At 36.8% G+C, this 24,797-nt stretch carries 27 protein-coding genes and 1 other annotated feature; of the genes, 26 read left to right on the top strand and 1 reads right to left on the bottom strand.

Annotated elements, in window-relative coordinates:
• Nucleotides 1-129: 129 nt before the first annotated feature.
• The 16 genes from N596_RS03655 to N596_RS03580 all read left to right on the top strand — a co-directional run bounded on the left by N596_RS03655 (nt 130) and on the right by N596_RS03580 (nt 18,193).
• Nucleotides 130-840: a glycosyltransferase family 2 protein gene (locus N596_RS03655; RefSeq protein ID WP_042361147.1), complete on the top strand. Its 711-nt coding sequence runs from the start codon at nt 130-132 to the stop codon at nt 838-840.
• Between the two features lies 1 nt (nt 841).
• Nucleotides 842-1,177, top strand: a complete 336-nt coding sequence (locus N596_RS03650; protein WP_042361144.1) for a DUF2304 domain-containing protein — start codon at nt 842-844, stop codon at nt 1,175-1,177.
• Entirely contained in the window at nt 1,161-2,444 is a 1,284-nt protein-coding gene (locus tag N596_RS03645) for a lipopolysaccharide biosynthesis protein (protein WP_023026994.1), read from the top strand. The genes N596_RS03650 and N596_RS03645 overlap by 17 nt, the downstream gene beginning before the upstream one ends.
• Complete coding sequence (locus N596_RS03640; protein ID WP_023026993.1) at nt 2,428-3,210, top strand: glycosyltransferase family 2 protein; 783 nt, start codon at nt 2,428-2,430, stop codon at nt 3,208-3,210. Before N596_RS03645 ends, N596_RS03640 begins: the two co-directional genes overlap by 17 nt.
• 99 nt (nt 3,211-3,309) lie before the next feature.
• Nucleotides 3,310-4,284 carry a glycosyltransferase family 2 protein gene (locus N596_RS03635; RefSeq protein WP_258025872.1) on the top strand — a complete coding sequence of 325 codons (975 nt, stop codon included), beginning with the start codon at nt 3,310-3,312 and terminating at the stop codon, nt 4,282-4,284.
• A gap of 56 nt (nt 4,285-4,340) precedes the next feature.
• Entirely contained in the window at nt 4,341-5,267 is a 927-nt protein-coding gene (locus N596_RS03630; RefSeq protein ID WP_023026991.1) for a glycosyltransferase family 2 protein, read from the top strand.
• Nucleotides 5,268-5,332: 65 nt separating this feature from the next.
• Nucleotides 5,333-6,184, top strand: coding sequence for a dTDP-4-dehydrorhamnose reductase (gene rfbD, locus N596_RS03625; RefSeq protein WP_023026990.1), 852 nt, complete (start codon nt 5,333-5,335; stop codon nt 6,182-6,184).
• Nucleotides 6,185-6,290: 106 nt separating this feature from the next.
• The gene (cps2T, locus tag N596_RS03620; protein ID WP_023026989.1) at nt 6,291-7,439 is read left to right on the top strand and encodes a beta 1-4 rhamnosyltransferase Cps2T; all 1,149 of its coding nucleotides are present in this window, start codon (nt 6,291-6,293) and stop codon (nt 7,437-7,439) included.
• Nucleotides 7,436-8,377: a glycosyltransferase family 2 protein gene (locus tag N596_RS03615; protein WP_023026988.1), complete on the top strand. Its 942-nt coding sequence runs from the start codon at nt 7,436-7,438 to the stop codon at nt 8,375-8,377. Before cps2T ends, N596_RS03615 begins: the two co-directional genes overlap by 4 nt.
• Nucleotides 8,377-9,183, top strand: a complete 807-nt coding sequence (locus N596_RS03610; RefSeq protein ID WP_023026987.1) for an ABC transporter permease — start codon at nt 8,377-8,379, stop codon at nt 9,181-9,183. Before N596_RS03615 ends, N596_RS03610 begins: the two co-directional genes overlap by 1 nt.
• Entirely contained in the window at nt 9,183-10,406 is a 1,224-nt protein-coding gene (locus tag N596_RS03605) for an ABC transporter ATP-binding protein (protein WP_023026986.1), read from the top strand. Before N596_RS03610 ends, N596_RS03605 begins: the two co-directional genes overlap by 1 nt.
• Before the next feature lie 12 nt (nt 10,407-10,418).
• Nucleotides 10,419-11,768, top strand: coding sequence for a glycosyltransferase (locus N596_RS03600; RefSeq protein WP_023026985.1), 1,350 nt, complete (start codon nt 10,419-10,421; stop codon nt 11,766-11,768).
• A gap of 1 nt (nt 11,769) precedes the next feature.
• Nucleotides 11,770-13,515 (top strand): rhamnan synthesis F family protein, encoded by a 1,746-nt coding sequence (locus tag N596_RS03595; protein ID WP_023026984.1) that lies wholly within the window; start codon nt 11,770-11,772, stop codon nt 13,513-13,515.
• 10 nt (nt 13,516-13,525) lie between these two features.
• Nucleotides 13,526-15,010, top strand: a complete 1,485-nt coding sequence (locus N596_RS03590) for a DUF2142 domain-containing protein (protein ID WP_023026983.1) — start codon at nt 13,526-13,528, stop codon at nt 15,008-15,010.
• 36 nt (nt 15,011-15,046) lie between these two features.
• Nucleotides 15,047-17,575: an alkaline phosphatase family protein gene (locus N596_RS03585; RefSeq protein ID WP_042361139.1), complete on the top strand. Its 2,529-nt coding sequence runs from the start codon at nt 15,047-15,049 to the stop codon at nt 17,573-17,575.
• A gap of 129 nt (nt 17,576-17,704) precedes the next feature.
• Entirely contained in the window at nt 17,705-18,193 is a 489-nt protein-coding gene (locus tag N596_RS03580; protein ID WP_023023648.1) for an EbsA family protein, read from the top strand.
• On the opposite strand, the gene N596_RS09635 is transcribed toward N596_RS03580, so the two are convergent.
• Nucleotides 18,190-18,387: a ferredoxin gene (locus N596_RS09635; protein WP_023023647.1), complete on the bottom strand. Its 198-nt coding sequence runs from the start codon at nt 18,385-18,387 to the stop codon at nt 18,190-18,192. The two genes, N596_RS03580 and N596_RS09635, sit on opposite strands and share 4 nt — an antisense overlap.
• Nucleotides 18,388-18,432: 45 nt before the next feature.
• On the opposite strand from N596_RS09635, the gene N596_RS03575 reads away from it, so the two are divergent.
• From N596_RS03575 to N596_RS03530, 10 genes are all read left to right on the top strand, one after another.
• Complete coding sequence (locus N596_RS03575; RefSeq protein WP_023023646.1) at nt 18,433-18,873, top strand: SAG1386/EF1546 family surface-associated protein; 441 nt, start codon at nt 18,433-18,435, stop codon at nt 18,871-18,873.
• A gap of 10 nt (nt 18,874-18,883) precedes the next feature.
• The gene (gene cmk / locus N596_RS03570; RefSeq protein WP_023023645.1) at nt 18,884-19,567 is read left to right on the top strand and encodes a (d)CMP kinase; all 684 of its coding nucleotides are present in this window, start codon (nt 18,884-18,886) and stop codon (nt 19,565-19,567) included.
• Between the two features lie 20 nt (nt 19,568-19,587).
• Nucleotides 19,588-19,718: a sequence feature (ribosomal protein L20 leader region), on the top strand.
• A 15-nt stretch (nt 19,719-19,733) separates the two neighbouring features.
• Entirely contained in the window at nt 19,734-20,264 is a 531-nt protein-coding gene (gene infC / locus N596_RS03565; RefSeq protein WP_006597373.1) for a translation initiation factor IF-3, read from the top strand.
• A 33-nt stretch (nt 20,265-20,297) separates the two neighbouring features.
• On the top strand, nt 20,298-20,498 hold the full coding sequence (rpmI, locus tag N596_RS03560) for a 50S ribosomal protein L35 (protein ID WP_001125942.1): 201 nt from the start codon (nt 20,298-20,300) through the stop codon (nt 20,496-20,498).
• 49 nt (nt 20,499-20,547) lie between these two features.
• Nucleotides 20,548-20,907: a 50S ribosomal protein L20 gene (gene rplT / locus N596_RS03555; RefSeq protein ID WP_000124834.1), complete on the top strand. Its 360-nt coding sequence runs from the start codon at nt 20,548-20,550 to the stop codon at nt 20,905-20,907.
• Nucleotides 20,908-21,040: 133 nt separating this feature from the next.
• Nucleotides 21,041-21,508 carry a deoxycytidylate deaminase gene (locus N596_RS03550; protein WP_023026980.1) on the top strand — a complete coding sequence of 156 codons (468 nt, stop codon included), beginning with the start codon at nt 21,041-21,043 and terminating at the stop codon, nt 21,506-21,508.
• 310 nt (nt 21,509-21,818) lie between these two features.
• Nucleotides 21,819-22,247 carry a hypothetical protein gene (locus N596_RS03545; protein WP_023026979.1) on the top strand — a complete coding sequence of 143 codons (429 nt, stop codon included), beginning with the start codon at nt 21,819-21,821 and terminating at the stop codon, nt 22,245-22,247.
• Nucleotides 22,248-22,382: 135 nt separating this feature from the next.
• Entirely contained in the window at nt 22,383-22,874 is a 492-nt protein-coding gene (locus N596_RS03540; protein ID WP_023026978.1) for a hypothetical protein, read from the top strand.
• A 407-nt stretch (nt 22,875-23,281) separates the two neighbouring features.
• The gene (locus N596_RS03535; RefSeq protein ID WP_023026977.1) at nt 23,282-23,731 is read left to right on the top strand and encodes a hypothetical protein; all 450 of its coding nucleotides are present in this window, start codon (nt 23,282-23,284) and stop codon (nt 23,729-23,731) included.
• 192 nt (nt 23,732-23,923) lie between these two features.
• Complete coding sequence (locus tag N596_RS03530; RefSeq protein ID WP_023026976.1) at nt 23,924-24,616, top strand: cation:proton antiporter; 693 nt, start codon at nt 23,924-23,926, stop codon at nt 24,614-24,616.
• The last annotated feature ends 181 nt before the right edge of the window (nt 24,617-24,797 follow it).

Genomic DNA, 24,797 nt, shown 5'->3' with positions numbered 1-24,797 from the left:
AGCTTTCCTATTTTTTAGGGGAGCTGATTTTTTAGTAATTTGCGTATTTCTAAGCACCGTCCTGAACTAGAAATAAAGCCTTAAATATAGTATAATGAAGTGATATGCTTAGAAGGGAATGTAGAAGGATTGAGAACTTCAGAATTGCTAATTATTATTCCTGCTTATAATGAAAGTGGTAATATCGAAAAGACAATTAAGATGATTGAGGAACATACACCAGAATTTGACTATGTCATTATCAACGATTGTTCCACAGATAATACTCTGGAAATTTGTAAAAGGAATCAATTTAATGTCATTGATTTACCCATCAATTTAGGAATTGGGGGCGCTGTACAAACAGGTTATCAATATGCAGTTAGACACGGCTACCAATACGCTGTCCAAGTAGACGGAGACGGCCAACACAATCCTGAATTTATTAAAAAAATGTTAGAAGTTCTTCAAGAACAAGAAGTCAACATGGTGATTGGTTCACGTTTTATTGAAAACCAAGGTTTTCAATCATCTTTCTTAAGAAGAATCGGAATTACATTTTTTGAAAAATTGATTAAGATTTTGACTGGTCAGAAGGTAACAGATCCTACATCAGGATTGCGTGTAGCAGATCGAAAAGTCATTGAAGAATTTGCTAAGCAGTATCCAAGTGATTATCCTGAACCAGAGACCATAGTGTCGCTTTTAACTTCAGGCTACTCTGTTGCGGAAGTCCCTGTATTAATGAACGAACGTGAACACGGGGAATCATCTATTACCTTAAGTAAGTCGGTTTACTATATGATTAAAGTGACAATGGCTATGTTAGTGGCTAGAATAGGTGGAGGGTATAAGAAATAAGATGCTAAATATTTGGTTAACCCTTATTGTAATTATTTTTATGGTTTATATTCTGAGACTAGTGGCAAAGAAAGTTGTTGAAATGAGAAATGTCATCTCTTGGCTTATTCTTTGTATCGTCTCGTTGCCAGTTATTTGGTTTCCAAATTTAATTGGAACAATATCTGAATTTCTTGGTATTCAGACACTAAGTAATTTTGTTTTTTTATTAAGTACATTTTTATTAATATTTTTAATATTTTCATTGACTCGTACTGTATCAAAGCAATCAGTTCAGATTAAGAAATTGTCACAAACAATTGCCTTATTAAGAAGTGAGAATGAAAATGAACAGTAAAGTAAATAGGAGTGTTTATTTTTGGAATTTTGCAGGGAATATAGCAGCAGCTGCAGTTTCAATACTGTATTTGATTATTGTCTCTAGACATACTTCCGCGAGTGATGCTGATAATTTTAGTTTGGCTTATGCAATAGGTAACCTGTGGATTGTAATTGGTATGTTTCAAGTAAGAAATTATCAAGCGACTGATTTGAAAGAAACATACTCGTATTTGGAATATTGTCTAACTCGGGTTATAACAGTTTGTTTAATGTTGGTTACCTTATTTCCATATTTATTTTTTAGTGGAAATAATGTTGGAAAAGGAAATTTATTTATAATAGTTATACTAACGGTGCTTTATCGTTCATGTGATGCTTTTTCTGATTTATTCCAAGGCTTATTTCAACAACATGAACGTTTAGATATTGCTGGGAAATTAATGGTGCTACGTTATGGGGTGAGCACAATAATTCTCTTAATTAGTCTGTTATTCACAAATTCTTTAATTTTTTCTTTAGTCTGCTTATGTTTTTTTAACGTATTATTTGTTTTTTTAGGTGATTATTGCCAGTCCAAAAAAATAAAAACCATTCCTTTTAATCAAATTTCTTACACTACATTTAAACGATCATTTAGTATCATGAAAACGTGCCTCCCTTTGTTTGTAAATGGCTTTTTGTTAGTGTATGTATTGAATTATCCAAAACAAGTAATTGATAAATTGCTAGTTGAGGGCGTGTTACGTGAAGGAGCACAAAGAGATTTCAGTATTCTATTTATGCCTGTTTTCTTTATGAGTTTATTTGTATTAGCATTAAGGCCATTGATAACTGACTTGGCAAAACAATGGTCGGAAAAAAGATTTCATACGTTTAATGCCATGGTAAGTAAAATCTTATTATTACTTATGATTCTAGGATTGGTAGTATCAATTCTAGCCTATTTAATTGGGGTACCTATTTTAAATATTATAAGTGGTATTGATTTATCTAATTACAGCTTATTACTTACTATTTTAGTACTTTCCGGCTTTTTATATTCTATTGCTTCTGTCATAGGTGATTTTTTAATTATATTGAGGAAACAAGTCTATCTACTCTATGTATATATCGCAATGGCGTTATTAACAAATTTCCTTACTCCTCTAGCGATGAGGGAGTTTGGCTTGCTTGGTGCGGGGCTTAGTTTTATTTTGGTTATGTTATTTTACACATTTGCGAGTTGGATTGTCTTTGTAACTATGAGAAGAAAGGAAATTCAAAAATATGAATCAGTGGAATGATCATACATTTGTAATCTGTGCTTACGGGGATAGCCCTTTTTTAGAGGATTGTATAAAGTCTTTATTAAATCAAATCGTAAAAAGTAATATCATTTTGTATACCTCTACTCCAAGTGAATTTATCGAAAGTATTTGCCAAAAATATGCTATTTCTCTTAATACAAGTGTTGGAGGTGGAATCGGGAAAGATTGGAATAATGCGTTATCTTTTGTCTCTACTCGATATGCTACAATAGCTCATCAGGATGATTATTATGAGCCAACTTATTTAATGGAAATTCAAAAGAGGATAACAAAACATAATGACGCTATAATTCTTTATTCCGATTATTTTGAAGAAAAAAATGGTGAAGTTATTAAACCGACTTCAAATTTAAAAATCAAATCTTTAATGTTAAAAACAATCTCATTATTCCCAAAAACTAAGTGGTGGAGAAACCGTATTCTTGCTTTTGGAAATCCAATTTGTTGCCCAGCTGTAACTTATAACTTAGGATTGATTAAGGGGTTTAGATTTGATGAGGAATGGAGAGTTAGCCTAGATTGGCTTGCATGGTACCATTTAGCAAAATTTGATGGTAGATTTGTTTATGTACCCAAAAAGTTAATGTGTCATCGTATTCATGAAGATTCTGAAACGAGTAATACTATTAGCGACAATACTCGAACAAAGGAAGATTATATGATGTTTAAACTCTTTTGGCCAAAAGGATTAGCGAAATGTTTAAATCGATTTTATAAAAAGAGTCAGGATACGAATGGTTAAAGATAGCGTACTTGAGGTTAGATAATAAGATATAGGATATATTATTTTACTTATCTGCAAAGTCTATGAGTGATATTTGAAAATATAAAGGATAAGATTGTGAAAGAAGCGCCTAAGATTAGTGTCATTATTCCTGTATATAATGCAGAATTATATCTAAAAAGATGTATTGATTCAGTTTTGAATCAAAGTTTTAAATCGTTTGAAATTATTGCAATTGATGATGGTTCAAAAGATGGTTCGTTCAAAATATTGAATGAATACCAACAATTTTCTCCAAATATTAGAATTTTGAGTCGAGAAAATAAAGGTGCAGCATATACTAGAAATGAGGGTATTAAGCTTGCAGAAGGTAAATTCATCATGTTTATTGACAGTGATGATTACATAAACTCAGACTACTTGCAAATATTTTATGATGAAATCTCAAGAGGGATGGATGATGCAGTAATTGGTGGACTTCAGAGAGTAAACCAAGATGGAAAACAACTATTTTCTATCCAATTGGGTAATGATAAATGGTCAAAATATAGATCTATTTCACCATGTGCTCGTATATATAGAAAAAAATTTATAATAGATCACGATCTTTCTTTTCCGGATATTCCATTAGCTGAGGACTTGTTATTCAGTTTAACCGTATATACAAAATCTAAAGATATTAGAACCATACCATATTGTGGATATAATTGGTTTTACAATGAGAATAGTGCATCTAATACATTAAATAAGGGTTTTAATCCAAATTTAGATATAAAGAATGTTCTTGATAAAATAGCAGGTATTATCCCAAATGATTTTTCTGAAACTAATTTAATTAAATTTTTTATTAAAAAATTTACTCTTTATTGGTTATTGGATGGTGGGAGACATTCTACAAGTGCGGAGTTTTTACGGCAATATAAAGAGGTTAATGATTGGATCGCAAATAATGGCATGAAGTCTACACTTTCTGTGTTTGATCGAGAAATTAGAGATGAGAGGTTGATGGTTAAGCTTGCTATATTTACAATGAACTTAATTGAAAAATTCGGTTTATTAAAACTGTTTGCAAAACTGTATTGTAAAGGGTAGTTGGAATATTTTTAGTTTATTGATAAGATATCAGCAGATGTTAATAGGAGTAATATATGACCATATCAGTTGTAGTCCCATGTTTTAACGAAGAAGAATCGATTCCATTATTTTTTGAAGAGATGGAACGGGTTCGGACATCTATGGGAGAAGAATTTGAATATATTTTTATAAATGATGGGTCTTCTGATAAAACTTTAGATGTTTTACGGGAACTCAATCTCTTGAATCCTTGTGCCCATTTTCTTTCATTTTCACGAAACTTTGGGAAGGAAGCGGCTCTCTATGCTGGCCTCCAACATGCTACAGGAGATTACGTCACGGTCATGGATGTGGACCTACAAGATCCTCCAGAGCTATTGATTGAAATGAAGCAGAAGTTAGATCAGCAGCAAAATTTGGACTGTGTCGGAACGCGTCGAGTGACCCGTGAAGGGGAACCGCCAATTCGATCCTTCTTTGCACGGATGTTTTATAAATTGATCAATCATATCAGTCAAGTGGAAATGGTAGACGGTGCGCGTGATTTTCGTTTGATGCGTCGTCCGATGGTCGATGCCATAATGGAGTTGTCTGAGTACAATCGTTTTTCAAAAGGGATTTTTGCTTGGGTAGGATTCGAGACAGAATACCTCGAATATAAAAATGTAGAACGCGTAGCAGGAGAGACGTCTTGGAATTTTTGGTCCCTTTTTAAGTACTCGATTGAAGGGATTGTCAATTTCTCGGATGCCCCATTAAACATTGCCTTTATTGGTGGACTGTTATCTTGGATTTTGGCTTTTATCATGATGATTTTGATTGTAATCCGCACCTTAGTCTTTGGGGATCCTACTTCAGGTTGGCCATCCCTTATGACAGTGATTCTATTCCTTGGAGGATTCCAATTATTGACCATTGGGATTTTAGGAAAATATATCGGAAAAATCTTCATGGAAACCAAGAAACGTCCAATCTATGTCATCAAAGAGAAAAGTGAGTAAAAAGCAGAAAACTTCTGCTTTTTTTGCTATAATGATAGGGAAAAAGCATTTGAAAGGAATTTAACATGATTTTAATTACAGGAGCAAATGGGCAACTTGGAACAGAACTTCGCCATTTGTTGGATGAACGAAATGAAGAATATGTAGCTGTTGATGTGGCTGAAATGGATATCACTAATGCAGAGAAAGTAGATGAGGTATTCGCAGAAGTGAAACCAACCCTAGTCTACCACTGTGCTGCTTACACAGCTGTTGATGCGGCTGAAGATGAAGGAAAAGAGTTGGACTATGCTATCAACGTGACGGGTACGGAAAATGTAGCAAAGGCATCTGAAAAGCACGGTGCAACTTTGGTCTATATCTCAACGGACTACGTTTTTGATGGGAAAAAACCAGTGGGACAAGAATGGGAAGTAGATGATCAACCAGATCCTCAAACTGAGTACGGTCGTACCAAACGTATGGGGGAAGAATTGGTTGAGAAGCATGTGTCTAACTTCTATATCATCCGTACGGCTTGGGTATTTGGGAACTACGGTAAGAACTTTGTCTTCACCATGCAAAACTTAGCTAAGACGCACAAGACTTTGACCGTCGTCAATGACCAACATGGTCGCCCAACCTGGACCCGTACTCTTGCAGAGTTTATGACCTATTTGGCTGAAAACCGTAAGGAGTATGGTTATTACCACTTGTCTAACGATGCGAAAGAAGATACAACTTGGTATGACTTTGCAGTTGAAATCCTCAAAGACACTGATGTAGAAGTGAAACCAGTGGATTCTAGCCAATTCCCAGCTAAGGCGAAACGTCCACTTAACTCTACGATGAGCTTGGCTAAGGCTAAGGCTACAGGGTTCGTCATTCCAACTTGGCAAGATGCCTTGAAAGAGTTTTACAAACAAGAAGTGAAATAAGTGAAAATTGAAGCGACCCTTGTGGTCGCTTTTCTGTTTGGATTAGGCAAAAAGCCTAGAAAATGGTATAATTGAATAGACTGTAAATTGTTAGAAAGGGAATTTTATGCAACACGTTTTTATTATCGGAAGTCGTGGGCTTCCGGCTCAATATGGCGGTTTTGAGACTTTTGTGGACCAATTGGTTTCGCATCGAGTGTCTCCAGATATCCAGTACCATGTTGCCTGCCTTTCTAATGATCAAGCCTATTACCATTTTGACTACAAGGGTGTCGATTGTTTTACAATTCAAGCCCCTAAACTTGGGCCTGCGCGTGTCATTGCCTATGATATGATGGCCATCAACTATGCCTTGAAGCTTATTAAGAAACAAGGAATTAAACAGCCGATTTTTTACGTCTTGGGAAATACAATCGGAGCCTTTGTGGCGCCTTTTGCGCGTAAGATCCATAAGATAGGCGGACGATTTTATATCAATCCAGATGGACTGGAGTGGAAGCGGGCCAAGTGGGCCAAGCCGATCCAAGCCTATCTCAAGTATTCTGAAAAGATCATGACGCGCCACGCTGACTTGGTGATATCTGACAACCCGGGTATTGAGTCTTATATCAAGGAAGCCTATCCTTGGTCCAAGACGACCTATATTGCCTACGGAACGGACTTGTCTCCAACCAGCCTGACCAGTCAGGATAATAAGGTCCGAGAATTCTATCAGAAATGGCAGACACAGGAGAAGAACTATTATTTGATCTTGGGCCGCTTTGTTCCAGAAAATAATTATGAGCCTGCCATTCGTGAATTTATGGCCTCTTCCACCAAACGGGATTTGGTGATTATTTGTAACCACGAAGGCAATCCTTATTTTGAGGAACTCCGAGCTCGAACTGGATTTGATCAGGATCCACGCGTCAAGTTTGTAGGAACGGTCTATGATCAAGAACTGTTGAAGTATATCCGTAAAGAAGCCTTTGCTTATATCCATGGTCATGAAGTGGGCGGAACTAATCCTGGTCTCCTAGAGGCTCTTGCCCAGACGGATCTCAATTTGGTTTTAGGAGTCTCCTTTAACCAAACAGTCGCAAAGGACGCAGCTCAATATTGGACTAAAGAAACTGGGAATTTGGCGCATTTGATCGACCTGGTCGATCCTTTAGAAGACGTATCTGAATGGGGTCAACGAGCCAAGGTCAATATGAAGCAAAACTTTACCTGGGAAAAAATTGTAGGTGAGTACGAGGAATTATTCTTATCATGAAAGTAAATATCTTGTTGTCCACCTATAATGGTGAACAGTATCTAAAAGAGCAGGTCAAAAGTATCCAAGACCAGACTTATCAGAATTGGCAACTCTTGATCCGAGATGATGGGTCAACAGATGGTACGGTGAAGATCATTCAAGAGTTGGTGGCCCAGGATGAGCGCATTCGCTTTATCAACCAAGGAGCTATCGAAAATCTTGGTGTTATCAAGAGCTTCCATACGCTTCTGAAATATGAAAAAGCGGATCTTTATTGCTTCAGTGACCAAGATGATGTTTGGCTACCAGAAAAGATTGCCCTGCAAGTAGCAGAAGCAGCCAAGCATCCTCAAGAAGAGCCTTTGCTGGTTTACACAGATTTAAAAGTGGTCGATGAAAACTTGAATGTGCAACATGAGAGTATGATTCGCACCCAGTCTGATCATGCCAATACAGAACTGATTCAAGAGTTGACGGAAAATACGGTAACTGGCGGAGTGGCCATGATTAACCACGCGCTGGCTGACTTATGGACAGGTCAAGAAAAACATGCCCTCCTTATGCATGATTGGTACTTGGCTTTGTTGGCAACTGCCTTTGGAAAGCTCATCTATATCGATCAACCAACGGAGTTGTACCGTCAGCACAGTAGCAATGTTTTAGGAGCTCGTACCCTTAGAAAACGGGTCAAGAATTGGGTTCGCCCTCATATTTTGTTTGCTAAATATTGGAATCTCATCGAGTCCAGTCAAGAACAAGCAAAAAATTTATTGGATCTGCCTGTCAGTTCCCAAACTAAAGAAATCATTGAAAACTTTGTCACCATTATGGATGTTCCACTAAAAGAACGTTTGAGACGGATTCGTCAGTACGGTTACCGGAAGAACCGGGCTTTTCATACGGTTGTGTTTACCAGCTTGATTCTGACAAAGTTTGCATATCGAGGTAAAAAATAATGTTTGACGTTTTTAGTCAGAAAAATCGAATTTTATTAAGAGAATTAATCAAAACAGACTTTAAATTACGCTACCAAGGGTCAGCGATTGGCTATCTTTGGTCCATTTTAAAGCCCCTGATGACCTTTACGATCATGTACGTCGTCTTCATCCGCTTTTTACGCTTGGGTGGGGATGTGCCCCATTTCCCAGTTGCCCTCTTGTTGGCCAATGTAATCTGGGGCTTCTTCTCAGAAGCCACATCCATGGGGATGGTGTCGATCGTTAGTCGAGGCGACCTGTTGCGCAAGTTGAATTTCTCCAAACACATCATTGTTTTGTCTGCGATTTCAGGAGCAGCCATCAACTTTGTCATTAACCTGGTTGTGGTCTTGATTTTTTCATTCTTCAATGGGGTGACATTCTCTTGGACAGCTTTGATGGTGATTCCGCTATTCTTTGAGTTGTTCTTGATGGCGACAGGATGTGCATTGATTTTAGCGACATTTTTCGTTCGTTTCCGTGACCTAGGTCAAGTTTGGGAAGTGCTCTTGCAAGCTGGATTGTATGCGACGCCAATTATCTACCCAATTACCTTTATCGCAGACCGCAATCCGTGGGCTGCCAAATTGGTCATGATGAATCCTTTGGCTCAAATCATCCAAGACATGCGTTATTTCTTGATTGATAAGGCCAACACCCCTGTTTGGCTTTTGGTAGAGAATAAGTTCTTGGTGTTGATCCCTTATGTCTTGCCAATTCTTATTTTTATCGCTGGCTTTGCTTACTTTAACAAACATGCTAAGAAATTTGCGGAGATTCTCTAATGACTGATAAACAAATTGCAGTAAAAGTAGACCATGTCAGCAAGTACTTTAAGTTGCCAACGGAGGCAACCAATAGTCTTCGAACTGCCCTGGTCAATCGCTTTAAAGGCATTAAAGGCTATAAAGAACAGCACGTTCTCAAGGATATTTCTTTTGAAGTAGAAAAAGGAGACTTTTTCGGGATCCTCGGAAGAAATGGTTCTGGGAAATCAACCCTCTTAAAAATTATTTCTGAAATCTATGTACCAGAAAAAGGTACTGTCACTATCGATGGGAAACTGGTGTCTTTCATTGAGCTTGGAGTGGGCTTTAACCCAGAGCTGACAGGTCGTGAAAATGTCTATATGAATGGGGCTATGCTGGGCTTCTCAACAGCTGAAATTGATGCCATGTATGATGATATCGTAGACTTTGCCGAGTTGCATGAATTCATGAACCAAAAGCTCAAAAACTACTCATCAGGCATGCAGGTTCGTCTGGCTTTTTCGGTTGCCATTAAGGCCCAAGGCGATATCTTGATTTTGGACGAGGTCCTTGCAGTAGGAGATGAAGCCTTCCAGCGCAAGTGTAACGATTATTTCCAAGAACGGAAAAAATCAGGGAAAACTACTATCCTGGTTACTCATGATATGGGGGCCGTCAAGAAATATTGTAACAAGGCCGTTTTGATTGAAAATGGTTTGGTGAAAGCAATTGGTAGTCCTGAGAATGTTGCAAACCAATATAGTTTTGATAATACAGCTCCTTTGCAACAGGGAGGAGAAGCTAATGGAGCAGGTAATTCAAACCAGGAAGAAAATGCCTTGGTTGAAAATTTTCAGCTTCAGTTGTTAAGTTCGAACAAATTACGCCCTCAGGATCCTATTCAATTCCAGATTGATTTTGATGTTCGTGAAGATATCCAGACATATATCGCTCTGTCTTTGACGGATATCGATCGGAACATATGGATCTATAACGATAATTCTATGAATCAGCTGATCAGTGGGGCTGGACATAAAACGGTTCATTATACTTGTTCACTGCCAACAGTAAATGACTTGAAAATGAAATTAGAAGTGACAGTAAGGGATGCTGAAGGGCAGATGTTGGCTTTTTCAGATGCTACCCAAACTCCACTGATCTTTATCAATCGAGATGATATCGCTTTAGATGATAAATCAGCAATGGATGCGGCAAGTGGCTTAATCCAACGCAATGGAACATGGTCAATGACTGACTAGACTGAGGGAAATATGGAAACGACGCCTTTTGTTTCGATTATTTGTACGGTTTTTAATAAAGAGCCCTGGTTAAAGAAGACGATTGATAGCTTCTTAGCCCAACAAACTGAGTTTGATTATGAGATTATCTTGGTGGATGATGCTTCAAGCGATGGATCTCGTTCTATCATTCAGGATTATCAAGCCAACTACCCTGATCTGATTCGTGCCTTTTATCAGGATGAGAATCAGGGAATTTCTAAAACCTGGGTCTCTATCTGTAAAGAAGCACGTGGAAAGTATATTGCCCGCTGTGACGGAGATGATTTTTGGTTAGACCCTTTAAAACTTCAGAAACAGGTTGACTTATTAGAAAGTGAGCCTGATTGCAAATGGTCCAATACGGATTTTGATATTTATGATGAAAACGGAACTCTCGTTTCTAAGGCTGGCTTTGCTAATCATACAATTCCATTAGCAGATACCTATGAAAAGATGCTTGCAACAAGAGGTTTTACCATGGCCTCTACATGGCTAGTTGAAAGAGATCTGATGTTAGAAGTCAATCAAGAGTTAGATTTAACGACATCAGATGATACTTTCAACCTCCAATTGGAACTCTTTCAACGGACTTCTTTAGCCTATCTGGATGAAGCGACAGTTGCTTATACCATTAATCAAGGATCGGATTCTCGTCCTACTGATTTTAAAAAATTAGAACGACGATTTCATAAGTTGTTGAAAACACAACTTGAGTATCTTGATAAATATCCAAATGCCGATTATAAAGAGATGACGAAGATCCTTTTAGATCGTAATAATACTTATGAGATTCGTCTTTCCAAACCAATGGATTCTCTTTCACACATCGGAATGGAATCTGTTACAATTTATTTTGGTGACGAAGAAAATACTTATTCGGAAGATCGTACCATGACCAAACTTCTTCAAAAAGAAGATAGTCTGGCAATCGAAATTCCGAAGGGAACTTCTGTTATCCGAGTTGATCTGTCTGAAAGTCCAAGTTATTACTCTGATGTTGAATTGAGAGATTCTAACGGAAAGGTTTGCTCGCCAGTTTATAGTAATGGTATCGTTACAGATAATTTGTTTCTTTTTAGTGAACCAGATCCTCAATTGATTTATGAAGTTGAAGAAGAAGTTGTGTATCAACTGAGCTATAAAATGATTTCTATAGATAATCCCTCTGCACCGGATTATATTGGAAAAGTTTTTGCTGCTGAAATGTTAGATTGTCAAAATAGTTTGAAAAATCTTGAGGCAGAGTTGCAAGCTACGAAAGAAGCATATAATACAGTCATCCATTCTCGTCGTTGGACCATTCCAACAAAGATCTTGAAATTCTTTAGAATAAGGAAATAATATGCAACGTTTACTTTTATATGTTCACTACAATAAGTTTAATTTTATTAGTGGACATGTACTTTACCAATTAGAAAACATTCGTCCCTTGTATTCACGGGTGGTCTTTATCTCTAATAGTCAGCTACCAGAAGATGTGAAGTCTAATTTAGTAGCACAGCATCTGGTAGACGATATTCTAGAGCGCCAAAATACTGGTTTTGACTTTGCGGCTTGGCGGGACGGAATGAAGACAGTAGGTTTTGATCAACTGGCTCATTTTGATTCTGTTACCCTCATGAATGATACTTGCTTTGGCCCTCTTTGGGATTTAGAGTCAATCTATCAAAAATTTGAGAATGATGATGAGGTTGATTTCTGGGGAATGACCAATTACCGGAAAGACAAGGATTTTAACGAACATATTCAGAGTTATTATCTTTGCTTTAAAAAACAGGTTATTGAATCAAGTTCTTTCCATGAATTTTGGCAGGGCGTTCAAGACTTTACCAATGTTCAAGATGTGATTGATAACTATGAAACCAAGGTCACAACGAATTTATTAGATGCTGGTTTTCGCTATAAGACGGTCTTTGATACCATTCATGAAGACACCACAGGGATGCTTTATCCAGACTTTTCTTACTACAATCCTACAGCGATTCTCAATCATAAGGTTCCTTTCATCAAAGTCAAAACCATTGCAAACAATGAAGGAATCATGCCTTACATTTTTGACGAATTGGAACGTATATCGGAATATCCATTAGATTTGATTCTTAACCATATGTCTATGATTGATCGTCCGGACTATCCGTATTTGTTATCGCGTAAGTACTTGATAAACCAAGAATTGGCAGATGATTTTGATAAAAAAGTTGCGGTGCATCTCCATGTCTTTTATGTGGATCTTTTAGAAGAGTTTCTAGATGCTTTCCAAGCTTTTCATTTTGCTTATGACTTATGGATTACGACAGATGTAGAAGAGAAGAAGCAGGATATTGGACAAATTCTTTCTAATCGGGCACAAGATGCGACGGTTGTGGTGACTGGAAATATTGGGCGAGATGTGTTACCAATGCTGCTCTTAAAAGAGCAACTCTCTCAATATGATTATGTTGGCCATTTCCATACTAAGAAATCTAAAGAAGCAGATTTCTGGGCAGGTGAATCTTGGCGAAAAGAATTGATCGAGATGTTGGTCAAACCGGCTGATAAAATCCTAGCCAATATGGAAGTCAATCCAAAAGTCGGAATCACTATCGCAGATATTCCAACTTTCTTCCGTTACAATCGAATAGTGGTTGCTTGGAATGAGGCTCTTATTTCACCAGAGATGAACAAGCTCTGGGAACGAATGGGAGCGACCAAGACGATTGACTTCAAAAATCTCAATACCTTTGTCATGAGTTATGGGACCTTTGTTTGGTTTAAATACGATGCTTTGAAACCACTCTTTGATTTGAATTTGACAGTAGCAGATGTTCCGGCTGAACCACTACCTCAAAATTCGATATTGCATGCGATCGAACGTTTGTTGATCTACATTGCTTGGGATCAAAAATATGACTTTAGGATCTCTCAAAACCCACATGTTCTGACACCATTTATTGATAATAAGCAATTGAACAATCGCGAAGATCTTCAACCCCATACCTTCGTGGACTTTAATCAAATAGGAGGGATTAAAGGGGCATTGAAGTATATCGTGATAGGTCCAGCAAGAGCCGTGAAATATATAGTGAAAAGAATGATAAAAAGAAAGTAGAGTAAGTTATATGGGAGTTATTGATAAGACTAAAATTAGAAATATTTTAATTTCTATATTTTTAGTATTATTTTCGAGAGTGTTTTTGGCCAGTTTATTTCAATTCACCATCAATTTAAAAATTATATTATTAATTATTAATGTTGTAATTTATTTTATTCTTTTTGATCCAAAAGACAAAAAGAAATTGCCAATTAATGCTTTTTTTATGATAATTATTTTCGGTAGTGTAATTTCAGTAGTGAAGCCAGTTCAATACGGACTAGATGAAGAATCTCATTTACCAAATGTAATTAGTATTTCTGATAGTCCTATTTTTAAATATTCTAATGAAAAATTGGAAGATTATAATTCAGTTTTCAAATATGATGCACTAAGAAATCCTAGTAAAAAAGATAAAAATTATTGGTTCAATGCTGAACATAAAGAAAGTAAGATTAAAGGAGTAAAAGTTGGATTTGATAATCCAGCCTTCATTCCTAGTGCGATTGGATGGAATATAGGTAGATTAATCTCTAAAAAAGTATATGTTTCTTATTATTTGGGAAGAATATTCGAGGTAATAGCATTTGCTATTCTAGTATTTATTGCATTAAAAATCAGCAAAGTTTATAGAGAAGCGATATATTTATTTGCTACATTCCCTGCAGTATTATACATCATAGCAGGTTATCATTATGATTATTTATATTTTGGGGCTAGTTTAATTGCTTTAGCATTATTAACAAATGTTCTCTCTGAGAAAAATAAAGTTGATAAAAAATATGCAGTTGCTTTTCAATGTACGACATTGCTTTTTGCATTTTCAAAGTTCCCTTTTATTTTAACAGGAAGTTTGTTGTCTGTTTTACCAAATAGATATTACAAAGATAAAAACATGAGGTCATTTTCTTCCTTGCTTTTTCTTTTAAATCTATTTATATCATTTGTTTATGTTGGTATTATTAAACTATTCCCATCTGGAAATTCAATTTCAGGGGAAGGTCCAGGCCTATTTTATTTCTTAACGCATCCATTGCCATTGTTACGAACCTTATTCTTAGCACCGCATGGAATTATTAATGACTTTATTTCAGATCCATTAAAGTATGTTTCTGAAAAATCAGCATTTTTAATAGCAGCTTCAATTTTTACTTTCTTTTTCATTCTATTTATTATTATTCTTAGAAATAAGATTGAACTGCCTAAATTCTTTAAATATTACAGTTTGCTTTTACTTTTAGGTATAGCGATACTAATTATTGTTGCGATTTCTGGAGATCCTCGTGTATATCACACAGGTGATATTGTTGTTGGTGGGGTTCAAGGTCGTTACTATTATTATATTTTAATGTTTCTGCCACTCTATTTTGGCACATGGTTCCACAAAAAGGTGGGTATAGCGGATATTGCTCAAAGTGAGGATTCAAATTTTGATATATCGTTACAATATGCGCTCATCTTCTTAAACATTTTGACGATAAGTATTGGTATTTATACACAAATTCAGGGTTGATTTTATAATTTCAACATCTTAGTTATGGGGAGAAAAATGAAGAGAAAAAAGAAGTTTAATTTAAAAGAGTTTCTTCTAAGAAACTATCAAAAATTAACGAGAACACAATTGTATTCTCTTGCTCTTCTTGTGTTATTCCTTGTCATTAATACGTATTTAGTTCAGCATGTTATTGCTGATAATATAGGAGCAACAGGGTCCGTTATAACATTGATTAATCACTGTGGGATCTATTTTGGGCTTGCAACAGTCGTTTTAGTTGCCTTAATTTCTCAATATGATTTAAAGCGAATTTTTGCTTTAAAGATTCTTGTATCGTATAGTGTCTATTTAATTCTTTCCTATTCAGTTGAAGTTGCTCTTCATATTAATGTACCGAAGTATAAGGTATTTGATTTTGCCAAGAATGGTTTTTGGCAGACTAATTCAATAGTTTTTGTATCGGTATTAGTTGTTAGTTCGCTTTTATTTTCAACTATTAGACAGTGGTTTGATAATAAGGCTGTTAACAGAAAGATGAGACCAATTGGAAAACTATTTGAATACTTATTGCATTCTAGTATTTTAACTACTTTTGTTTTAACGGATTCAAAAATTCCTTCAACTCTCTATCGTACGACCTGGTATTTGTTTGATGGTATTGGAAAAACTGGAGGAGGCAAATATTCTCTATCGCAATTTTGGTTTGTTGAGTTTAAAATGCTTGCCTTCTCTATTCTTTTAACTCTTATCGGATTATTTTTTGTCAAAGGTCAAATAGATTTAGTTAAAAATAGATCGAGTTTCTCACTGGCTGTCATGACTAGTATTAGTTTAGCCATCCTATCGAATACGGGTGTGCAACTTGGACTTGGAGTAGGAGATTTATTAGTTGGTTATTCGATTTTTCCAGGTGGAGTCGTATTTCCTATCCTTTGTCTCGTGTTTCTATACATCTCTCTATATGTGTTAATTAATAGATATTGGTTTACGACGATTTTAATAATCTTTAGTAGTATTTTTTTCGTTGTAGCCAATGCTGTTAAATTTAGTATGAGGGGAGAGCCAATTTTACCGAGTGATTTAGTCTGGTTATCTCAACCTTCCGTTTTATTTAGCTTTGTTGATGTCTCCTTTATGTTCATCGTCATAGCCGTTGCAGTAGGTCTATCAGTTACCTATATTCTCGGCAGACGGTATATTTATACAGGTAAAATTATTAGATCAACCATAATTCGATATCTTACCCTTTTTGCTCTGGTATTATTTGGTTATAAAGTATATTCGATTTTTGACCAAAAAGAGAATGGTGTGATTTCAGAGAAAGTACCAGTTATCACCTTACTGAATAATTTTCAGGATACGAAATGGCTGGGGAATTCGATAAATGCAAGGTATCGATCACTAGCTTATGTATGGTTTAATCAATTGACAACAGAAGTCATGATAAAACCTGAGGGATACAGCAAAGAAAAAATGCAAGAGATTGAAAAGAAATACTCTATGCAAGCTTCTGAAATTAATCAAACAAGAAATGAATATGTCGATCAACAGACCATCATTTATGTCCTGAGTGAGAGTTTTTCGGATCCAAGCAGAATCGAAGGAGTGACAATTTCTAGAAATCCTATTCCAAATATTCAAAACATAAAATCAAGAGTGACAAGTGGTTTAATGAAATCAGACGGCTACGGCGGTGGTACGGCTAATATGGAATTTCAAACCTTAACAGGCTTACCATTTTATAATATCAGCCCTACCGTTTCTGTTCTATACTCAGATGTTGCTCCAAAAATGCAACATTTAATTTCGATTAGTGATTCTTTTAGTTCTAAAAATAAAGAAATCATACATTTCGAATCTAAAATAAACTATTCAAGAAATGTTATATACAATAGACTAGATTTTGATAAGTTTGTAAGCATTGATGATAAAAAAGATTACAATGTAGGGTATCAGGAAATTCATGTCAGTGACCAATCAACCTATAATTCAGTATTAAAAGATTTAGATCCAAAGCGGAGTCAATTCTTTTCAGTCATTACGATGCAAAATCATGCGCCTTTTATTGCAGGTGAACCATCAGATGTAACTGCTTCTGGAAAAGATTTCTCAGAAGATGTGAATACTCGTTTGACAAATTATTCAAGGTTACTAACATTCACTGACAGTGCCACCCAAGATTTCCTAGAAAAGCTATCCAAAATCGATAAAAAGATAACAGTTGTCTTTTATGGGGATCATTTGCCTGGTTTATATCCGGAGTCTGCTTTTAAAAACTATCCAGAAGGTCAGTACCAAACGGACTACTTTATTTGGAGTAATTTCGATGCTCCGAAGTTGGACTATCCTTTGGTCAACTCGAGTGATTTCTCTGCTATGGTTTTTGAACAAACTAATTCCAAGGTATCTCCATACTATGCTTTGCTCACGGAGGTTTTGAAAAAAGCAAGTGTGGACAAAAAAGCTCTGGAAGGAGAAGCGAAAGAGATTGCTGAAGATTTGAAGATGGTGGAGTATGATCTGATAAGTGGTAAAGGATACCTATCCCAAGGTTTCTTCAAGGTTCCATCAGCGAAAAATTAATGGAAAGAGATCATCTTTCATCAATCTGTCATTCAGTTATTTGATTACTGTAATTATTAAAAATAGAACAGGCTTTCCTGTTCTATTTTTGTTGATTTTATGCTAAACTAGTAGGAGGGGGTTCCGCATATGATTAAGATTTTTGGGAAAATCCGATACCATTGGCAGCCTGATTTATCCATGCTGATTATCTATTGGTCCTTATCGGTTATACCTGTCTTTATTGGACTAGCTCTGATGTATGAGAGTTCTAATATTCCGACAGTGGTACTCTTTTCATTCTTTCTCTTTATGGCCTTGCTGGCTGTAGGAGTGCATCGCTATTTTACGATTTATGATGATGGGATTTTACGTATTATCACGGCGAATCCGTTAACTCCTATAAAAGTTCCGATTTCATCGATTGAAAAAGTGGAAGTCACAAAGAATTCCATCAAGTTAATTTTCAACGATGGATCAAGAAGTCGGACTTTCTGTATGCGTAAGTGGCCCAAAAAATACTTTATTAATGCTTTGGCCTTGAACGATCATTTCAAGGGTGAGATTGAGTTGACTGATAACTTCATCCATGTGGACTATTATCAACTCTACTACGCTAATAATGAAAAAAGCTCTTAATCTTTGATAAGAGCTCGGGTCGGACAATTTTTAACAGCTTCTTGGATGGTTGCATCGGTAGGAAATTCTTTTTCCAACAGTTCATCTTCCGAGGCGAACTTAACGATGCCATTATCGTGATAGTCAAAAATGTCCGAGTAAGTTTGGCAAAGGCCACATGCGATACAACGTTCAGGTATTAAGGTTATTTTCATATCTATATTGTAATGATTTTAACAGGAAAACACAAGGAGGAAGTTATGCCGAAAGAGCCATGGGAAGAAGAAGTTTATGATGATGGAGAAGAAACATTGAAACGAACAAACAAATTAAATGGAATTAAAGCTGATCGCTTGTTGACCATCTTGGCGATTATTTTCTTTATTATTATTGTAGCGATGGTCTGCTTCTTAATTTACCTTTCTACAGGTGGAAGCGATAAGAAGAAACAAATGAGTGGTTTCTATAATGGTGAAACAACAGTTGTTGTAGCGAGTAGTGCTCCAGCTGCAGAAAAAACAGAGAAAGCAAGTGCTGAAGAATCTGAAGATGGGACGATTACAGTTCTAGCTGGTGAAGGAGAAGCATCGATTGCGGCGCGTGCCGGAATTTCGATTTCCGAATTGGAGCAACTGAATCCATCTCACATGTCAACTGGTTCTTGGTATGCGAATCCAGGTGATGTGGTCAAAATTCGATAAAGGATAGACTATGAAACAAATTCAAATCGCAATTGATGGTCCAGCATCCAGTGGGAAATCAACTGTTGCTAAGATTATTGCTAAAAATTTAGGCTACACTTATCTGGATACAGGTGCCATGTATCGAGCAGCTACTTATTTGGCTCTTCGTCATGATCTGACGGAAGCAGATGTTGACCAGTTGGTTGATTTATTGAATCAATATCCTGTTAGTTTTGGTCGTTCTGAAGATGGTCAGCAATTAGTCTTCGTAGCTGATGTCGATGTGACCCATCCAATTCGTGACAATGAAGTGACCAATAATGTCTCTTGGGTATCTGCCCTGGCTCCTGTCCGAGAGCGCTTGGTGGCCCAGCAACAACAGATTGCAGCTCTAGGTGGGATCGTCATGGACGGTCGTGATATTGGAACAGTTGTCTTACCAAATGCAGAATTGAAGATTTTCCTAGTGGCCTCTGTAGAAGAACGTGCAGAACGTCGTTATAAGGAAAATTTGAGTAAGGGAATTGAAACAGATTTAGAAGTATTGAAAAAAGAAATTGCTGAGCGGGACTATAAAGATAGTCACCGAGAGGTTTCACCATTGAAACCAGCAGCAGATGCCATTCATTTTGATACGACTGGTGTCGGGATTGATCAAGTGGTTGCATTTATTGAAGAAAAAGCAAAAAAAATCCTTGACAATCCATCATAAACTTGATATCATATAAAAGTTGAGAAAAGCAGAAGTGAGAACTTCTCGCCTTGCGACTAACGTTGTCTGGCCCCTACGGATCAAGTTTCAGAAATGAAATATAATCATGTAGTGCGGGTTTGCGTTAGCAAGTCCGCTCTTGTTTTTCTCTAAAATAAAAAAAGAGGTGAAAACCATAGCAAAGCAAGACTTATTCATCAATGATGAAATTCGTGTACGTGAAGTTCGCTTAATCGGTCTTGAGGGCGAACAATTGGGTATCAAACCACTTGGTGAAGCGCAAGCACTTGCGGACGACGCTAATGTGGACTTGGTTCTCATTCAACCTCAAGCTAAACCTCCTGTTGCGAAAATTATGGACTACGGTAAGTTCAAATTTGAGTACCAGAAGAAACAAAAAGAACAACGCAAAAAACAAAGCGTTGTGACCGTGAAAGAAGTTCGTTTGAGCCCAGTTATTGACAAGGGTGATTTCGATACGAAACTTCGCAATGCTCGTAAGTTCCTTGAAAAAGGGAACAAAGTGAAGGTTTCCATTCGCTTTAAGGGTCGTATGATCACCCATAAAGAGATTGGGGCAAAAGTTTTAGCCGATTTCGCTGAAGCAACTCAAGATATTGCTATCATCGAACAACGTGCTAAAATGGATGGTCGTCAAATGTTCATGCAGTTGGCACCAGCAACTGACAAGAAATAATCTGTCAGAAAGTTAAAAAAAGGAGAAAATATCATGCCAAAACAAAAAACACACCGCGCATCAGCTAAACGTTTCAAACGTACAGGTTCTGGTGGACTTAAACGTTTCCGTGCTTACACTTCTCACCGTTTCCACGGAAAAACTAAGAAACAACGTCGTCATCTTCGTAAAGCATCTATGGTGCATTCAGGAGATTTCAAACGTATTAAAGCAATGCTTACTCGCTTGAAATAATCGCGTATTTGTAAGTAAAGAATTCTAGGAAATATTGGAGGAAATATAAATGGCACGTGTTAAAGGTGGCGTTGTATCACGCAAACGTCGTAAACGTATTCTTAAATTAGCTAAAGGTTACTATGGAGCTAAACACATCTTGTTCCGTACTGCAAAAGAACAAGTAATGAACTCTTACTACTATGCATACCGTGACCGTCGTCAAAAGAAACGTGACTTCCGCAAATTGTGGATCACACGTATCAATGCGGCGGCTCGTATGAACGGACTTTCATACTCACAATTGATGCATGGTTTGAAATTGGCTGAGATCGAAGTTAACCGTAAAATGCTTGCTGATTTGGCTGTTAACGATGCAGCAGCTTTCACAGCTCTTGCAGATGCAGCTAAAGCAAAACTTGGTAAATAATTAATAAAGAGATCCGCATGGATCTCTTTTTCTTTGAGTGAAGGAATCAGCTGTGACAGTGTCATCTTTTTTTCTTGCTGATTTCGTGCTATAATGAAAAAAATTTAGAATGTTCATGAAGGAGGACAAGACTGTGGGATATAAACGGTTAGCCTGGGATGAGTATTTTGCAGCGCAGGCTTTGTTAATATCAAATCGCGCAACCTGTAAGCGGGCCAAGGTGGGGGCGGTATTGGTCAAGGATCATAAGGTAGTTGCGACGGGCTACAATGGCTCTGTCTCTGGTACGGAACATTGCCTGGACCATGACTGTCTCATGGTGGAAGGGCACTGTGTTCGGACCCTCCATGCAGAAGTCAATGCTATTTTACAGGGAGCCGAACGAGGGATCCCCAAAGGTTTCACTGCCTATGTGACCCATTTCCCTTGCCTCAATTGTACCAAGCAGTTGCTTCAAGTTGGCTGCAAGCGGGTTGTTTATATCCATCAATACCGCATCGATGAATATGCAGAGTATCTCTACCGTGAAAAAGAAGTAGAACTGGTCCACCTCCCATTGGAAGAGGTCAAAGAAGCTATTGCAGAGGCAGATTTTATTTAAAAAAGAAACTTTGTTTTTGAGATCACGCTTCACTGATTCGTCTAGAGAAAAGAGATTGTGATGACATGTCAAATTTGCTACCAAATTATCTTGCTTGTTTAGGGTTTTGGTGCTCTTTATCAAGTAGTCATACTCTTATCCGGACAGCCTGAAAATGGAGAGAATCTCCCTGTCATCGTGCTGTCATTGCTTTTGCTTCTTTTATGGCTGACATTTCAAGTCATCTTAACAGTAAGTATCATGAAAAGAATGATGAAATCATGTATAATGGTGTTAAAAGAAAATATAAAAAAGAAGGGTAGGGAAAGCTATGACAGACCAAGAGAAACATTTTGAAGAAAATAAAGAACATAGCAGTATAAGTGAAGATGGTTTTACTTCTGCATCTATTCAGAATCATCCAACAAAAATCGGATTTACATCCATTCTTCTTTCAGCGGCCTTTTACTTATCCATTATCTATCTTGTATTGTTTATCTATTACTTTAATATCGCGGTACTTTTCATGTTGATTTTTCTATCACCAAACTTCTTAGGTGTTGCTATTGGTGCCATTTTACTTCGACTAGGGATGAAGAGAAGAAACAAAAACTTGCTCTATACAAGTTTCGTACTTTATCTGCTGTCTATCATCTTGGGTATTGATCTAGACTTGGAATTTTTTCGAATTGCACAGTTACTGCTAGTTATTCTGGTTTTAATTGGAAACCTCTTAGTTGAAGACGAAAATAGCTATTAATGAAAAGATAGGGATGGACAACTCTACTCAATAAAAAGTATTCGGGCCGATCCAAGCTATAATTAAATCAATTCTTCCTGTCGATTTTTGAGTGCTATTCTTTGAAAGAATAAGGAAGTACTTTAGGAGAAAGTTATGACAGATCAACAAAATTCTGAATCAAACCAAGAGCACCAAAGTGTGCCTGAGGGGGCTGTTCTGCCCCCCATGGTGGGGGAAGAGCAGAATCCCCAAAATAATAAAGATAAAGAGGCATCTGTTTTAGGAGATAGTCTCCTTACTAACAATGAGATGAAGCCAGAAAAAAGAGTCGGAAGTACTCTAGTACTATCTATTGCACTTGTTTTGGCAACTATATACCTAGGATGGTCTCTACTCGGCGCAATCGTACTTATAGAATGGACAATTATGCAACAGCTCCATTTTCTCTGTATTATCATTGCGACCCTCCTGCTTTGGATCGGAAAAACGATGGGGAATAGAACAACTCTCTATACATCCGCAGTTTTTTATTTTGTTTCGATGATTCCAACGTATGACCCAGCTGGGGGATTATTTTTCCTTATGCCTCTTATAATAGCTGTAGTGGTTTTTTTCGGAACTGTAATGTTTGAAAATGGAGAGTAATTATAGAAGATAGGGCGAAAAATCCTATCTTTTTTATATAGCGAGAAAACATAGAGAAAGCGATTACAAATTGTGGTATAATGAGAGGTAATAAATCAATTTATACTTTACTTTGAAAGTGGAGTGAAATAAATGGTATCAGGGCTCATTTATTTTATAACCTTTCTTTATATTTCGACTGTTTGGATAGCAGGTAGGGAAAAGGGATCGTGTACGATTATGTTCTTCAATTATTAAAGAAAACACCTGGTATCCAATCGTTCCGTTGGCTTCTTTGAGCGTCACTATCCTGCATATGCTAGATCGGATTCCTCTTGTCTTACGGTTAATGAAAAAAAGATGGAATTGTGTATAATTGATTTAAGAGAAAACATAAATAAAGTAATAAGAAAAGGTAGGAGAATGCTATGGAAAATCAGCAGAATAATTTTGAAGAAACGAAAGATACGATTAGGATAAGTGGAGATGGTTTTTATTCGGCACCTATCCAGAATTATCCAACAAAAATCAAATTTACTTCCATTCTTCTTTCAGTCGCCTTTTACTTATCCATTATCTATCTTGTATTGTTTATCTCTTACTTTGCACTTTCGGGTAATGCTTGGGGACTTTTCATTTTGATTTTTCTAGGACCAAACTTATTAAGTATCGCTATTGGGGCCATCTTTCTTAGAATAGGGATGGAGAAAGGAAATAAGGCGCTACTCTATACGAGTTTCCTACTTTATATGCTCTCGATTATTTTGGCATATGATCCAGACTGGGGAGTTTACCGAATTGCACCGATAGTTTTAGGTATTCTTGTTTTAATTGGAACAATCCTAGCGAAAGAAGTTAAAGAAGTATTGAGATATTAAGAAGGGAGAAACTCTTTTAAATCAGTATTTGCTTGATCAATGATCTTATCGAGTCAAGAAATTCTATCAACTTGTATATTTTTAAAATGTCATTTGATGTATGGAAGGATTCAGTGAATATCACATAGAAATTCGTTAATTCCAGCTTTTTAAGAAAGGCAAAATATTTTAGAAAAATGTCAGGAGAAAATTATGACAGATCAACAGCTAAATTGTGAAACAAACCAAGACAAAGACGGAATGCCTGAAGAATCTATTCAGCCACGAATGGGGGCTCAAGGCCCAGAAAACCCTGCTCAGCCACCAATGGGGGCTCAAGGCCCAGAAAATCCTACTCAGCCACCAATGACGTATCAAGATCTAGAAAATCCTGTTCAACCACAAATGTCGGCTCAAGGTCCAGAAAATCCTGCTCAGCCACCAATGGCGGAACAAGCCCCAGAAAATTCTACTCAGCCACCAATGACGTATCAAGATCTAGAAAATCCTGTTCAACCACAAATGTCGGATCAAGGTCCAGAAAATCCTGCTCAGCCACCAATGGCGGATCAAGGTCCAGAAAATTCTGTTCCTAATAGGGGCCTTCTAACTCTTGTATTTTTCGTAAATATGGGCTTACTGATGCTTTTTATAGGTAGTGCTGTGATAGCAGGACCATGGGGAATTGTTTTCCTAATCTTTTTGGGATCTTATCTTACTTGTTATATTGCTGCGACAGTCTTGCTTGGCATTGGAACGAAAACGGCTAATAAGACGATGCTATTTGTTTCAGTAACTCTCTATTTTGCCTCCATGCTTTTTGCTGGTGATCCAGCTTGGTTAGGTATTCAAATTCCATCTATCATTTCCACTATCCTTGTATTAATAGGGACCTTGCTAATGTAGGAATTAGAGTTGGAAAGAGGTTAAGTTAAAAGATATAGTTTCAAACTATATCTTTTTCTTTTTATAAAAAAAGGAATACTGGTGCAAAATCGTGATATAATAGTTAAGTTATATGGTCCCGATAAGGTGGTAGAAAGCATCTACCAGTTCTTTGTAACTCTATAACGATTATTTTTTAAGG

It is taken from the genome of Streptococcus ilei (assembly GCF_000479335.1).
Taxonomy (GTDB): Bacteria; Bacillota; Bacilli; order Lactobacillales; family Streptococcaceae; genus Streptococcus; species Streptococcus ilei.
This window is presented reverse-complemented; position numbering and strand designations above follow the sequence as displayed.

Bases quoted from the DNA above. Each gene is read 5' to 3' on its own strand.
- N596_RS03650 (WP_042361144.1), top strand. From the start codon at position 842: ATGCTAAATATTTGGTTAACCCTTATTGTAATTATTTTTATGGTTTAT.
- N596_RS03645 (WP_023026994.1), top strand. From the start codon at position 1,161: ATGAAAATGAACAGTAAAGTAAATAGGAGTGTTTATTTTTGGAATTTT.
- N596_RS03640 (WP_023026993.1), top strand. From the start codon at position 2,428: ATGAATCAGTGGAATGATCATACATTTGTAATCTGTGCTTACGGGGAT.
- N596_RS03630 (WP_023026991.1), top strand. From the start codon at position 4,341: ATGACCATATCAGTTGTAGTCCCATGTTTTAACGAAGAAGAATCGATT.
- rfbD (WP_023026990.1), top strand. From the start codon at position 5,333: ATGATTTTAATTACAGGAGCAAATGGGCAACTTGGAACAGAACTTCGC.
- cps2T (WP_023026989.1), top strand. From the start codon at position 6,291: ATGCAACACGTTTTTATTATCGGAAGTCGTGGGCTTCCGGCTCAATAT.
- N596_RS03615 (WP_023026988.1), top strand. From the start codon at position 7,436: ATGAAAGTAAATATCTTGTTGTCCACCTATAATGGTGAACAGTATCTA.
- N596_RS03610 (WP_023026987.1), top strand. From the start codon at position 8,377: ATGTTTGACGTTTTTAGTCAGAAAAATCGAATTTTATTAAGAGAATTA.
- N596_RS03605 (WP_023026986.1), top strand. From the start codon at position 9,183: ATGACTGATAAACAAATTGCAGTAAAAGTAGACCATGTCAGCAAGTAC.
- N596_RS03600 (WP_023026985.1), top strand. From the start codon at position 10,419: ATGGAAACGACGCCTTTTGTTTCGATTATTTGTACGGTTTTTAATAAA.
- N596_RS03595 (WP_023026984.1), top strand. From the start codon at position 11,770: ATGCAACGTTTACTTTTATATGTTCACTACAATAAGTTTAATTTTATT.
- N596_RS03590 (WP_023026983.1), top strand. From the start codon at position 13,526: ATGGGAGTTATTGATAAGACTAAAATTAGAAATATTTTAATTTCTATA.
- N596_RS03585 (WP_042361139.1), top strand. From the start codon at position 15,047: ATGAAGAGAAAAAAGAAGTTTAATTTAAAAGAGTTTCTTCTAAGAAAC.
- N596_RS03580 (WP_023023648.1), top strand. From the start codon at position 17,705: ATGATTAAGATTTTTGGGAAAATCCGATACCATTGGCAGCCTGATTTA.
- N596_RS09635 (WP_023023647.1), bottom strand. From the start codon at position 18,387: ATGAAAATAACCTTAATACCTGAACGTTGTATCGCATGTGGCCTTTGC.
- N596_RS03575 (WP_023023646.1), top strand. From the start codon at position 18,433: ATGCCGAAAGAGCCATGGGAAGAAGAAGTTTATGATGATGGAGAAGAA.
- cmk (WP_023023645.1), top strand. From the start codon at position 18,884: ATGAAACAAATTCAAATCGCAATTGATGGTCCAGCATCCAGTGGGAAA.
- rpmI (WP_001125942.1), top strand. From the start codon at position 20,298: ATGCCAAAACAAAAAACACACCGCGCATCAGCTAAACGTTTCAAACGT.
- rplT (WP_000124834.1), top strand. From the start codon at position 20,548: ATGGCACGTGTTAAAGGTGGCGTTGTATCACGCAAACGTCGTAAACGT.
- N596_RS03545 (WP_023026979.1), top strand. From the start codon at position 21,819: ATGACAGACCAAGAGAAACATTTTGAAGAAAATAAAGAACATAGCAGT.
- N596_RS03540 (WP_023026978.1), top strand. From the start codon at position 22,383: ATGACAGATCAACAAAATTCTGAATCAAACCAAGAGCACCAAAGTGTG.
- N596_RS03535 (WP_023026977.1), top strand. From the start codon at position 23,282: ATGGAAAATCAGCAGAATAATTTTGAAGAAACGAAAGATACGATTAGG.
- N596_RS03530 (WP_023026976.1), top strand. From the start codon at position 23,924: ATGACAGATCAACAGCTAAATTGTGAAACAAACCAAGACAAAGACGGA.